Consider the following 12,355-nt stretch of genomic DNA (forward strand, 5'->3'; position numbering starts at 1 on the left):
GCTAGAGGTTCCGGCTGACCTGGATGGCCCATTGGTAGGCCTGCAGCAGGCTGCGCCAATAGGTTTCTCCATCGATGCCGGCGCGGCGCAAGCCCTCGGGCGGCGGCGCGGCGCTTTCGACCAGCGCCAGCAAGGTGCCCAGCTCGCCATTGCGTTCGAGCAAGGCGACGCTCACTTCCGGCGCCAGGTTCAGGGTGGCGATGATCTCTTCCATCGGCATGCCCAGCAGGACGTCGAGCAGCGAGAACACGCCCGCCATGAAGGCCAGGTCTTGCGCGTCGCGGTCGCCGCCGCGCAGCTGGCACAGCGCTTCCATCTGCGCCGCGCGCACGGCCGCCAGCGGCAGCAGCGCGTGGATCTTGCCATCGTCCTGTTGCCGTGCATACAGCAGCAGTTGCAGCCAGCGCTGCAACTGGCGCCGGCCCAGCAAAGTGATGGCCTGGCTGAAGCTGGTGATCGGCGCCGTGAAACCGAAGGCGGCTGAATTGACCAGTTTCAACAAATGATAGCTGAGCGATGGATCTTGCTTGAGCGGCACTTCCAGCTCGTGCGCGTCGGCATCGCGGGCCAGCAAGCCCAGCAGCGCCAGCAAACGGCGCCGCGACGTGGCGTCTTCCGGCTCGCTTTGCTGGCGCGCATGGTGCAGCGCGTAATCGCCGGCAAACCAGCTGACGCCGAGTTCTTGCAAGGCGGCAAACTGCCCCGCGTCGGCGATGTTGTAGGCCAGGTGCGGCCCCGCCAAGGGCAGCAACTGGTGCAGGGCCGGACGGGCGCCGGACGCGTCAAAACTCAGCGCGCGCGCGTCGACTTGCGCCGCCGTCACGGGACCGGCTTCGGCGCCATCGAGAATGAGGCGATAGCCGGCGTCGCGCCATTGCTGGCATTTTTTCTGGATGTGCTTGTCGCCGGCAAGATGGGCCGGCAAACGGAAGATGGTGCGTTGCGGCGCCAGTTGCGCCAGCACGGCCTCGTCCACGTCATGCGGGTCGGCCAGGGGAATGATGCAGTCGAGCGGCGCCAGGAAGGCATATGCATCGGCGGCGGCCAGCGCTGCCAGCAGCGGCGCCGTCGAGGCCTGCGGTACATGCAAGGTGACAGCGACCCACTCGTTATGAGCATTGGCAACTGCTTGTAATCCCACCAACGGAAACAGGTTTGATTCAGACGCTGACATCGGTATCTCAGTGTGGGTAGGGCGCCATAGTAAATAAACTGACCAGCATTGGCAACCCTGGCCCGACAGGGATGCCATTTCGACAGCGAGAATCATTCTATCCGAATCTCACCCACGAAACAGTTTAATTTTGGCAATAAATATTCAAAAAAAACATTCCACCGGGAGACCCGCCTGTCATGCGGGTTTGACAAAACCACGGCACCGCGCACGCCTGTTCAGGCGCTGCCGCCATGCGCGTGCTCGACCGCATATTTGATCAATTCGGCCTGCCCTTCGATACCGAGCTTGCGCTTGATGTTCAGCCGGTGCGTCTCCACCGTGCGCACGCTCAGGTCGAGGTCGCGGGCGATCTGCTTGTTCGACTGGCCCGCCGCGATATGCTGCAGCACTTGCTGCTCGCGCGTGGTGAGGAAGGAATCGTGCACTTGCGGGCGAGACAGTTGCCGCGCCAGGGCCGCGCTGTAATAAATGCCGCCGGACATCACCGTCTCGATGGCGAAGACGATATCTTTCCCAGGAGCATCTTTGAGCACATAGCCGCGCGCGCCGGCGGCAATCGCTTGCGACACGTATTCGAGCTTGTCGTGCATGGACAGGATCAGCACGGCAATCTGCGGGAACGCCTGCTTGAACAGCGCCGTCGCCTCGATGCCATTCGTGCCGCGCATATTGATATCCATCAACACGAGATCCACCTGGTGCGCGCGCGCCTGGCTCAACGCCTCGTCGGCGCCGCCCGCCTCGGCCACCACGTCGAAATGCGCCACCGCTTCCAGGCGCGCGCGCAAGCCGTCGCGCACGAGGGGGTGGTCGTCCACCAGCAGGATGTTGATCTTCTCGGTCATGGTTGCGTATCTATTTAGTGTGTGGATGGAAGGCCGAGCCGCGCCAGCACCAGGGTGCCGGCCGGGGACGAGGTGATGTGCAGGCTGCCGCCGATGGCTTCCATGCGCTCCGTCATGTTGCGCAAGCCGATGCCGCGCTGCGGATGCAGGGCGATGCCGTCGAAATCGAAGCCGCCGCCATTATCCTGGATGCGCAATTCCACCGCCTTGCCCGCCTCGTGCAGGCTCACTTCCACGCCGCTGGCGTGCGCATGGCGCTCGCAATTGGTCAGCGCTTCCTGGGCAATGCGGAACAGCACGGTATTGACCATATCGGGCAAGCCCTCGCCCGCCGCCGCCGGGCTGGCCGTGAAACTGGCTTGCGCGCTGCTGCTGTCGTTAAATTCATGCACCAGGTGGTCGAGCGCGGCGGCCAGGCCCAGGTCGTCGAGGATGGCCGGGCGCAGGTTGTGCGAAATGCGCCGCACCTCGCCCAGCACCTTGTTCAGCTGCTCGGCGGCCCGCTCGAACGTGGCGGGCGCCTTGTCTTTCTGTTCGGCATTGCCGGCCAGGCGCGCGATGCCCGCCTCGATCTGCAGTTTGATCGACACCAGCCACTGGCTGATGCCGTCATGCAAGTCGCGCGACAGCCGTGCCCGCTCCTCTTCCTGCGACTCGACCACGCGCTGCGCCAGCACTTTCAGCTTGGCGTCGGCCACCCGCAATTCGCGCAAGTTCAGCACCAGGCCGCAGGCGGCCACCAGCAGGGAACCGAGGATGGCGATGGCAGCGATCAATTCCATGGTCGAGCGGATATTGCGCGACTGCTGGGCGTCGACCTTGGCCAGCGCCTGGTCCACGTCATCCATGTAGATGCCCGTGCCCATCATCCAGCCCCATTCCGGCATCAGGATCACATAGCCGAGCTTGGGCGCGGACTTGTTGCTCGACGGCTTGATCCAGTTGTAGCGCTCGAAACCGCCGCCACCCTTCGCCCGCTGCATCAGGCGCTGGATGGTCAGATTGCCCTCGGCGTCACGCAACTGCCACAGATTCTGCCCCACCAGTTCGGGCTGGCGCGGATGCATCAGCGACTTGCCCTGCAAATCATAGATGAAGAAATAGCCATCGTCGCCATAGCTGAGGGCAGACAGGATGCGCTTGGCTTCCTCTTGCGTGGCGGCATCCTTGCGCCCCGACTGGTACAGGGAAGCGATGGAATGGCTGGCCAGGGTCACGTAATGCTTGAGTTCGGCTTCCTTGCTGGCCAGGTACGCTTGCTGGATGGTGGCGCGCTGCTGCTCGGCCAGGGTGATGGCCTGGTGCCGCACGGCAAATGCGATGGCGCACAGGGCGAGGATCAGCGGCGTGAGGGCCAGGAAGATGACTTTCTGTCTGAGTTTCATGGCCTGGCGCTCCGGCGGCGTCGATGCTGGTGGGAATGCGTGATTTTACGTCGCGGCGGCGCGATCGGTCTGCGTAGTAATACTGAGCGTTACTGCGTAGTCGTGCGCTTGCGGCAATTATACGATTCCTGAATACTCGCCATAAGCTGCAGATACACCAATTCATACCAAACTGGCAACGACCAGGCTCGGCAGCACACATCATCGCACGGCACAGCGCCCGTCAATCTCTGGAGGAAGCATGAACCGCATTTTCAAACAGCTCGGCTGGGCAGCGCTTGCGCTGGCAGGCGCCGGATCCCTGGGCGTCGTCGCCCTGCAACGCGGCGAACCGATCAGCGCAATCTGGATCGTCATCGCCGCCGTCTGCGTCTACCTGATCGCCTACCGTTTCTACAGCCTGTTCATCGCCGACAAGGTGCTGGGCCTCGATGCCCGCCGCATGACGCCCGCCTTCAAGCACAACGATGGCCTCGACCACGTGCCGACGAATAAATATGTGCTGTTCGGCCACCATTTCGCGGCGATTGCCGGCGCCGGCCCCCTGGTCGGCCCCGTGCTGGCCGCACAGATGGGCTATCTGCCCGGCATGCTGTGGATCTTGGCGGGCGTCGTGTTTGCCGGCGCCGTGCAGGATTTCATCGTGCTGTTCATTTCCATGCGCCGCGACGGCCGCTCCCTGGGCGACCTGATCAAGGCTGAACTGGGCGAAATTCCCGGCATGATTGCGCTCCTGGGCTGCTTCATGATCATGGTCATCATCCTGGCCGTACTGGCATTGATCGTCGTCAAGGCGCTGACGGGCTCCCCATGGGGCAGCTTCACCGTGATGGCGACGATTCCCATCGCCCTGTTCATGGGCGTGTATTCGCGCTTCATCCGCGTGGGCCGCATCGGCGAGATTTCCATCATCGGCTTCGTGCTGCTGATGCTGGCCATCATCGGCGGCCAGTACGTACAGGAACACGCGGTGCTGGGCCCGATGTTCACGTTCACGGGCACGGAACTGACGTGGATGCTGATCGGCTACGGCTTCATCGCTTCCGTGCTGCCCGTGTGGCTGCTGCTGGCGCCGCGCGACTACCTGTCGACTTTCCTGAAAATCGGCACCATCCTGGGCCTGGCCATCGGCATCATCGTCGTCGCGCCTTACCTGAAAATGCCGGCCATGACCAAGTTCATCGACGGCTCCGGCCCCGTCTGGTCGGGCAATCTGTTCCCCTTCCTGTTCATCACCATCGCCTGCGGCGCCGTGTCCGGCTTCCATGCCCTGATTTCCTCGGGCACCACGCCGAAGATGATTGAAAACGAAAGCCACGCCCGCTTCATCGGCTATGGCGCCATGCTGATGGAATCGTTCGTCGCCATCATGGCCCTGGTGGCTGCCTCGACCATCGAGCCGGGCATCTATTTCGCCATGAACAGCCCGGCCGCCCTGATCGGCACCACGGCAGAGTCCGCCGCACAGGCGATCTCGCAGTGGGGCTTCTATGTCACGCCGGACATGCTGACGCAGACGGCCAAGGATGTTGGCGAGCACAGCATCATCTCGCGCGCCGGCGGCGCACCGACCCTGGCCGTCGGCATGGCGCAGATCCTGTCCGGCGCCATCGGCGGCAAGGCCATGATGGCCTTCTGGTACCACTTCGCCATCCTGTTCGAAGCGCTGTTCATCCTGACGGCCGTCGATGCGGGCACGCGTGCCGGCCGCTTCATGCTGCAAGACTTGCTGGGCAGCTTCGTCCCAAGCTTGAAAAAGACGGAGAACGTCATCGCCAACCTGCTGGCCACGGGCCTGTGCGTGGCGGCCTGGGGCTACTTCCTGTACCAGGGCGTGGTCGATCCATTGGGCGGCATCAACACCCTGTGGCCGCTGTTCGGCATCGCCAACCAGATGCTGGCGGCCATCGCGCTGATCCTCGGCACCTGCGTACTGTTCAAGATGAAACGTGGCCAGTATGCGTGGGTGACGATCACGCCGACCATCTGGCTGCTGCTGTGCACCCTGACGGCGGGCTGGCAAAAGATCTTCGACGCCAACCCGCGCGTCGGCTTCCTCGCGCACGCCAGGAAATACTCGGCGGCCCTGGATGAAGGCACCCTGCTGGCGCCGGCCAAGTCGGTGGCGCAGATGCAACAGATCATCTTCAACGATTACCTGGACGCCGGCCTGGCCGCCTTCTTCGTCATCGTCGTCGTCAGCGTGCTGTTCTTCGGCATCCGCACGATCCTGAAGGCGCGCGCCGACAGCCGCCCGAGCACCAAGGAAACGCCGTTCCAGGCCATGCCCACGGTGCAATGATGATAGAAGAAATCATCAAGGCTGGACGGTATCTGGGGCAAAGCATGCGGCTCATGTGCGGCTTGCCCGAGTACGACACCTACGTGGCACACCGGGAAGTGACCCATCCCGGCGAGCCGATGATGACGTATGAAGAGTTTTTCCGCGAACGGCAGGAAGCGCGTTACGGCGGCGCCGGCAAGCGTGGCGGTTGCTGTTAGCGGACACCTGACCCAGCCTACTGCGCGTCGGTATAGGCGGCTTGCGATGCTCACCGCCTCGGCGGCCCCGTACAAAGTACGGTTGCGCTTCTCGGCCACCTCTCCCTTCCGCTCGCTACGGCTGAGTCAGGTGTTGTTGCTAAGCAATAATTTGAGGGCGGTCTTGTGAGACTGCCCTTTTCATTTCCTCTCTTATAAGTTCCCCTCCCCTTTCTTCCATTAGACCCACATCAATATCAGGGTGTGTCTTCGCGTCTATATTTTTCCAATAGGAATTAAATAACAGTCAACGGGCGACCGGGGAAGCAGCGACGCATGTTCAATTTCCAACGCTCCAGCATCAGCCAGAAGCTGACCATGATCTCGGTACTGTCGTCGGGCTGCGCGCTGCTGCTGGTGTTCGTGGCGTTTGCGCTGACGTCCGTGCTCAGCCATAAAAACGATGAAGGCAAGCAACTGCTGTCGCTGGCGGGCGTGATCGGCGCGGCCGGCGCGGTGCCTTTGCTGGCGGGAAAATCGGCGCAGGGGCAGGCGGAACAGGTGCTGGCGGCCCTGTCCGCGCGCAACGAGGTGGCCCAGGCGGCCCTGTTCGACAAGGGCGGGCGCCTGTTCGCCCTGTACCGCGCGCCGCAGCATGCGGACGGCCTGCCGGCGCCGGAAGACATGGACCCGGCCTTGCTGGCCGACATGGCCGTGCAGCCCGTCACGCAAGGCTCGGGCACGACCCTGGCACCCGCCATGCGCCTGTACCGCCCCGTCTACCGGCCGGGCGAGCCGCAACAGATCATCGGCGCCGTGCTGATCGAGGCGGACCTGAACCACATGTGGCGCGACATCGGCCGCCACGTGAGCGCCATCGGCGGCGCCACCGTGCTGTCCTTCCTGGTCGCCGTATTCCTCGCGCGGCGCTTCAAGAGCGTGATCGCCGAACCGATCACCAAGCTGATCGATACGGCGCAGAAGGTGTCGAGCAGCCAGACCTACAGCCACCGCATCGCGCACCAGCGCAGCGACGAGCTGGGCGTGCTGATCGACAGTTTCAACGACATGCTGGCGCAGATCGACAGCCGCGACAGCACCCTGGCCAATTACCGTGACCAGCTGGAACGCCAGGTGGGCGTGCGCACGGCGCAGCTGGAAAAGGCCAAGGATGCGGCCGAGGCGGCCAGCCAGGCGAAGAGCGCCTTCCTCGCCACCATGAGCCATGAAATCCGCACGCCGATGAATGGCGTGCTGGGCATGACGGAACTGCTGCTGGCCAGCCCTTTGAGCCCGCAGCAGCGCCACTACACGAGCATGGTGCAGCGCTCGGGACAGAATTTGCTGGTGATCATCAACGACATCCTCGACTTTTCCAAGATCGAGGCGGGCAAGCTGAGCGTCGAATACATCCGCTTCAATTTCCGCGAATTGCTCGACGATATAGAACACGTGTTCGCGCCGCAGGCGGAAGCGAAAAACATCAGCCTGGAATTCGACATCGCCTACGACATCCCGATCGCCATCTGCGGCGACCCGAACCGTTTGCGCCAGATCATCGTCAATCTGCTGGGCAACGCCATCAAGTTCACGGAAACGGGCAAGGTCACGGTGAAAGTGACCGTGTGCAGCGAAGACGCGCCCAGCGTGGGCTTGCGCTTCGAGGTGCACGACACGGGCATCGGCGTGTCGAACGAGGCGCAGACGCGTATCTTCGAATCGTTCTCGCAGGCGGACGGCTCGACCACGCGCAAGCACGGCGGCACGGGCCTGGGGCTGACGATCTCGAAACAGCTGGTGGAGCTGATGGGCGGCACTATCGGCGTTGATAATGCTTTAACGCAAGGCTCGATCTTCTGGTTCGAAGTAAATTTCGATAAGCGGCGGGTCGACAGCGACGACCCGTCCTTCAACCTGAAAACCACGCGAGGGTTACGCGCCTTGATCGTCGACCACACACCCGCCACGCGCGCCGTGCTGGAGCGGCAACTGGCCAGCTGGCACATCGTCAGCGACAGCGCCGGCACGGCCAGCGATTGCCTGGGCAAGCTGCGCGCGGCCGCCCAGGCGGGCACGCCGTATGCCGTGGCCCTGCTCGACATGGAATTGCCGCGCACCAGCGGCCTGGCCCTGGCCGCCAACATCAAGAGCGACCCGCTGCTGGCCGACCTCAAGCTTTTGCTGCTGAGCACGGAACAGGCGGCGGCCGACCCCGTGCAGCGGCGCGAGGCGGGCGTGGCCTACCAGCTGATCAAGCCGGCCCGCGAATGCGACCTGTTCGACTGCATCGTCACGCCGCCGCGCGCCAGCGACAGCCTGCGCATCCATCCGCCGCACACGGCGCGCCAGGTGGGCCGGCGCCAGCGCCGCCGCGTGCTGCTGGCCGAGGACAATCCCGTCAACGTGGAAGTGGCGCTGGCCATGCTCGACAGCCTGGGCCTCGATGTCGTCTGCGCGCGCAACGGCGAAGAAGCCTTGCAGGCGGCGCAGGCCGAGGATTTCGATCTGATCCTGATGGATTGCCAGATGCCCGTGATGGATGGCTTTGCCGCCACGGCGGAAATCCGCCGCCATGAACAGCACTGCGGCCACGCGCGCGTGCTGCCCATCGTCGCCATCACGGCCAATGCGCTGCAGGGCGACCGCGAAGCGTGCCTGGCGGCCGGCATGGACGATTACCTGAGCAAACCTTTTACGCAGCAAGACCTGGGCCACACGATCGCCCGCTGGATCACCCTGCCGCGCGCCGCCACCGTGCACCACAGCGAAGCGCCGCAGGAGGCGCCTGCCGAGCCGCCGCCCGAAGTGCCGCCGCCGGCGCCTGCATCCCCGGCATCGGCCCCGCCGCTGAACCGGCAGGCGCTGGAAAACATCCGCGCGCTGTCCGGCACGGATGGCGATGCGCTGCTCGAACGGGTCATCCTCGCGTTTACCGGCGAGACGCCGCGCCAGCTGGGCGCCATGCGCGAAGCCATCGCGAAAGCGGATGCGGAAGCGCTGCGCAAGGTGGCGCACAGCCTCAAGTCGGGCAGCGCCAACGTGGGCGCCGACGGCCTGGCGCAGCTGTGCAAGGAAATGGAAAAACTGGGCCGCGCCGGCAGCACCGAGGGCGCGGCTCCCCTGCTGCAGCAGATGCAGCAAGCCTTCCTGGCCGTACGCGAATCGCTGAACGCCATCCTCGTGAAGGAACACTGACATGACAGCGCCCCTCTCCCCTCCCCGCGGCCTGGTGCTGGTGGCCGACGACGATCCCGTGATGCGTTTGCTGATGCGGCAAATGCTCACGCAGGTGGGCCTGGACGTGATCGAGGCCGAGGACGGCGTGCAGGCGCTGGCCAGCTACAAGCACAGCGGGCCGGACCTGGTCATGCTCGACGTCGACATGCCGGCCATGGACGGCTTTGCCGTGTGCCGCGAAATCCGCCACCAGGAAGTGGGCGGCACGGTGCCCATCATCATGGTCACGGGCGGCGACGAGCTGGAAGCCGTCACGCGCGCCTACGAGGTGGGCGCCACCGACTTCATTTCCAAGCCCATCAACTGGCCCATCCTCGGTCACCGCGTGCTGTACGTGCTGCGCGCCAGCGACGCCATCGCCCGCCTGCGCATCGCCGACGCGCACAACCGCGCCGTGCTGGCCGCCATCCCCGACACCTTCTTCCGCCTGAACCGCGAAGGCTTTTATCTCGACTACGAACAGGGCCACGACGCCAGCGCGGGATTTTCCCTCAGCGACTGCGTGGGCAGCCATATCCGCGACGTGCTGCCGCCCGAAATCGCCGCGCGCCTGCTCGACAAGGCGCACGCCGTGCTGGCCACGCAGCATATCGGCTCGGTCGACTACACGCTCACGCACGAAGACAGCACGCGCCATTTCGAGGCGCGCCTGGTGGCGACGGGGGCCGACGAGGTACTGGGCCTGGTGCGCGACATCAGCGAACGCAAGCGCACGGAAGAGCAGATCCGCCGCCTCGCCTATTGCGACAGCCTGACGGGCATCCCCAACCGGCAAGCGTTCCTGGAAACCCTGGAGCGCGAACTGCTGCGCTCGAAAGAGCACGACAAGAAATTCGCCGTGCTGTTCATGGACCTGGACGCGTTCAAGCGCATCAACGACACCCTGGGCCACGACGTGGGCGACCATTTGCTCAAGGTGGTGTCCGAACGCCTGCGCGAAACCATCCGCCCCAGCGACCTGGTGCTGCGCGCCGAACACGAGTTTGAAACCACCTTCGGCGGCAGCAACCTGGCGCGCCTGGGCGGCGATGAATTCACCATCCTGATTCCCGACCTGGAACGGGTGGAAGACGCGCTCAACGTGGCGCACCGCGTCAAGGAAGCCATGCGCCGGCCCTTCATGATCGAAGGACACGAGATTTTCGTCACGGCCAGCATCGGCATTTCGCTGTATCCGGAAGATGGCGAGGATTGCAACTCGCTGCTCAAATATGCGGACACGGCCATGTACCACGCGAAGAACTGCGGCAAGAACAACGCCAAGCTGTACAGCTCTTCGCTGACGATGGAAATCATGAGCCACGTCAAGATGGAAGTGGGGCTGCGCAAGGCCTTGCAAAACAACGAGCTGTACCTGCTGTACCAGCCGCAGATCGACGTGCCCAGCACGCAGATCGTCGGCGTGGAAGCGCTGGTGCGCTGGCGCCATCCCGAACGGGGCATCATCTCGCCCACGGAATTCATCCCGCTGGCCGAAGAGACGGGGTTGATCGTGCCCATCGGCGAATGGGTGCTGCGCACGGCGTGCAACCAGGCCAAGGCGTGGCAAAGCGACGGCGGGCGCGCCATCCGCATGGCCGTCAACCTGTCGGCCAAGCAATTCAAGGATGAAAACCTGATGCAGATCGTGCTGTCGGTCCTGGCCGACACGGGCCTCGATGCGCGCCTGCTGGAACTGGAATTGACGGAGGGAACGTTGATGGACGATGCGCGCGCCACCATGGTGACCCTGGAACAATTGCGCGGCATCGGCGTGTACCTGTCCATCGACGACTTCGGCACGGGCTATTCGTCGATGAATTACCTGAAACGCTTCGACGTGCGGGCCTTGAAAATCGACAAGAGTTTTATCGCCGGCTTGCCGCAGGATACGGAAAACGCGGCCATCACGCGCGCCATCATCGCCATGGCGCATGGTTTGAAAATGGTGGTGGTGGCCGAGGGCGTGGAAACGGACGAACAGCTGCTGATGCTGGAAGAATACGGCTGCGACATGGCGCAGGGATATTTTTTAGGCCACCCGTCGCCGCACGACACGATCACGGCCATGCTGGCCAGGCAGAGGGGCCAGCTGGCCAGCGTGGAAACTAGAGCACTTCGAAGGCAAGGATTTGCGTGACTTGCTGGGCGTTGAAATTATCGTCGGAAATCATCACCAGGCTGCGGCGGCCGTTTTCCAGGCGCGGGCCCCAGCTGATGCCTTCGATATTGTCGACCCGCGGCAAGCCGATCTTTTCCAGGTCCAGCAGCAGGCGCTTGCGCGCCGGCACATAGCTTGCACCCGCCAGGGCCGGGATGGCCTGGATATCGGTGGCGCCCCGCGTATCCATCTCGTAGATGCGCACGTGGTTCGTGTAGATGCCGTCAGCGTGTTCCACGCCGGCCCGCTCCACCACCAGCACCTGGTGATCGTTGACGGCGAGGATTTCCGACACGCCATTGTCCGCTTCCTTCCCCGGCGCGGGCCGCGAGGCCACCGGCTCGATCGGATACGCGTACTGGCCCAGCACGGTGCCGGCGCGGTCCAGGCGCGTGATGCGCACCACCGACCCGTGGTCCGGCGTGGCCAGCGGGCCATCCTGGTACAGCGCCGCTTCCATGCCCAGCCACAGGCTCTTGCCATCGCTGGCAAACGACAGCCCCTCAAAGCTCATGTTGTTGCGCGATCCCGTTTCTTCCTTCGCCACCTTGAACATGGCGGGCGTGGGCAAGGTGGCCAGGTAGTGGCCGCCGCTATCGGCGTGGCGCACGAACGGGTGCAAACCCACCTTGCGGTTGCCTTCGCTGCCGTACCACAGGCTGCCATCCTGCGGATCGACGCGGATGGTTTCGATGTCGGCCACCTGGTCGCCCTGCTCCAGCCTGGCATGGGCCAGGTTCGGATAGCGGCTGCCGTCGGGCTGCGTGAAGAAATGCACGCTGTTGAAGGTCACGCCGGCAAATGCGCGGCTGTCGTAGTCGAGCGCGGCGCGGTAGAAGCGGGCCGGATTGATTTCCGAGCGGTCATCGCTTTCCATCACCCAGCTGTTGTTGGCCGTATCGTAATCGATGCCGGACAGGCCGCCCACCGTCGTGCCCTCAAACGGCTGCTTGAGCGCAATGCGCTGTTCGCCGATCAGGCGCAAGCCCGCGATGGGTGCGTCGTGGGAGAAGCTGGCGCAGGCGGAGAGAAGAACGGCGGCGGACGCCAGGGCAAGCGCGGTGCGGAACAATGGAGGCATGATCGGTAT

8 protein-coding genes are annotated in these 12,355 nt (G+C 64.1%); 4 read left to right on the forward strand and 4 right to left on the reverse strand.

Features of this window, described 5'->3' with window-relative positions; translation table 11 throughout:
• Nucleotide 1: 1 nt before the first annotated feature.
• The 3 genes from NCG91_RS19605 to NCG91_RS19615 all read right to left on the reverse strand — a co-directional run bounded on the left by NCG91_RS19605 (nucleotide 2) and on the right by NCG91_RS19615 (nucleotide 3,407).
• Nucleotides 2-1,090, reverse strand: a complete 1,089-nt coding sequence (locus NCG91_RS19605; RefSeq protein ID WP_354004628.1) for an EAL and HDOD domain-containing protein — start codon at nucleotides 1,088-1,090, stop codon at nucleotides 2-4.
• Nucleotides 1,091-1,392: 302 nt separating this feature from the next.
• Nucleotides 1,393-2,022, reverse strand: coding sequence for a response regulator transcription factor (locus tag NCG91_RS19610; protein ID WP_099664952.1), 630 nt, complete (start codon nucleotides 2,020-2,022; stop codon nucleotides 1,393-1,395).
• Nucleotides 2,023-2,036: 14 nt separating this feature from the next.
• Nucleotides 2,037-3,407 (reverse strand): cache domain-containing protein, encoded by a 1,371-nt coding sequence (locus NCG91_RS19615; RefSeq protein WP_099664953.1) that lies wholly within the window; start codon nucleotides 3,405-3,407, stop codon nucleotides 2,037-2,039.
• A gap of 241 nt (nucleotides 3,408-3,648) precedes the next feature.
• Here NCG91_RS19615 and NCG91_RS19620 point away from each other — a divergent pair, with 241 nt between their 5' ends.
• The 4 genes from NCG91_RS19620 to NCG91_RS19635 all read left to right on the forward strand — a co-directional run bounded on the left by NCG91_RS19620 (nucleotide 3,649) and on the right by NCG91_RS19635 (nucleotide 11,244).
• The gene (locus NCG91_RS19620; RefSeq protein ID WP_251350882.1) at nucleotides 3,649-5,709 is read left to right on the forward strand and encodes a carbon starvation CstA family protein; all 2,061 of its coding nucleotides are present in this window, start codon (nucleotides 3,649-3,651) and stop codon (nucleotides 5,707-5,709) included.
• Nucleotides 5,709-5,909 carry a YbdD/YjiX family protein gene (locus NCG91_RS19625; RefSeq protein WP_100876906.1) on the forward strand — a complete coding sequence of 67 codons (201 nt, stop codon included), beginning with the start codon at nucleotides 5,709-5,711 and terminating at the stop codon, nucleotides 5,907-5,909. Before NCG91_RS19620 ends, NCG91_RS19625 begins: the two co-directional genes overlap by 1 nt.
• A gap of 315 nt (nucleotides 5,910-6,224) precedes the next feature.
• Nucleotides 6,225-9,083, forward strand: coding sequence for a hybrid sensor histidine kinase/response regulator (locus NCG91_RS19630; RefSeq protein ID WP_251350883.1), 2,859 nt, complete (start codon nucleotides 6,225-6,227; stop codon nucleotides 9,081-9,083).
• 1 nt (nucleotide 9,084) lies between these two features.
• A complete protein-coding gene (locus NCG91_RS19635) occupies nucleotides 9,085-11,244 on the forward strand; it encodes a putative bifunctional diguanylate cyclase/phosphodiesterase (protein ID WP_099664956.1) in 2,160 nt (719 codons plus the stop codon).
• Here NCG91_RS19635 and NCG91_RS19640 read toward each other — a convergent pair.
• Nucleotides 11,213-12,346, reverse strand: a complete 1,134-nt coding sequence (locus NCG91_RS19640) for an esterase-like activity of phytase family protein (protein WP_251350884.1) — start codon at nucleotides 12,344-12,346, stop codon at nucleotides 11,213-11,215. The genes NCG91_RS19635 and NCG91_RS19640 overlap by 32 nt on opposite strands.
• Nucleotides 12,347-12,355 lie beyond the last annotated feature (9 nt).

It is taken from the genome of Janthinobacterium kumbetense (assembly GCF_023703445.1).
Taxonomy (GTDB): domain Bacteria; phylum Pseudomonadota; class Gammaproteobacteria; order Burkholderiales; family Burkholderiaceae_D; genus Janthinobacterium; species Janthinobacterium kumbetense.

What these genes read in the sequence shown, in the direction of transcription:
- NCG91_RS19610 (WP_099664952.1), bottom strand. Translation starts at nt 2,022, where the DNA reads ATGACCGAGAAGATCAACATCCTGCTGGTGGACGACCACCCCCTCGTG.
- NCG91_RS19615 (WP_099664953.1), bottom strand. Translation starts at nt 3,407, where the DNA reads ATGAAACTCAGACAGAAAGTCATCTTCCTGGCCCTCACGCCGCTGATC.
- NCG91_RS19620 (WP_251350882.1), top strand. Translation starts at nt 3,649, where the DNA reads ATGAACCGCATTTTCAAACAGCTCGGCTGGGCAGCGCTTGCGCTGGCA.
- NCG91_RS19625 (WP_100876906.1), top strand. Translation starts at nt 5,709, where the DNA reads ATGATAGAAGAAATCATCAAGGCTGGACGGTATCTGGGGCAAAGCATG.
- NCG91_RS19630 (WP_251350883.1), top strand. Translation starts at nt 6,225, where the DNA reads ATGTTCAATTTCCAACGCTCCAGCATCAGCCAGAAGCTGACCATGATC.
- NCG91_RS19635 (WP_099664956.1), top strand. Translation starts at nt 9,085, where the DNA reads ATGACAGCGCCCCTCTCCCCTCCCCGCGGCCTGGTGCTGGTGGCCGAC.
- NCG91_RS19640 (WP_251350884.1), bottom strand. Translation starts at nt 12,346, where the DNA reads ATGCCTCCATTGTTCCGCACCGCGCTTGCCCTGGCGTCCGCCGCCGTT.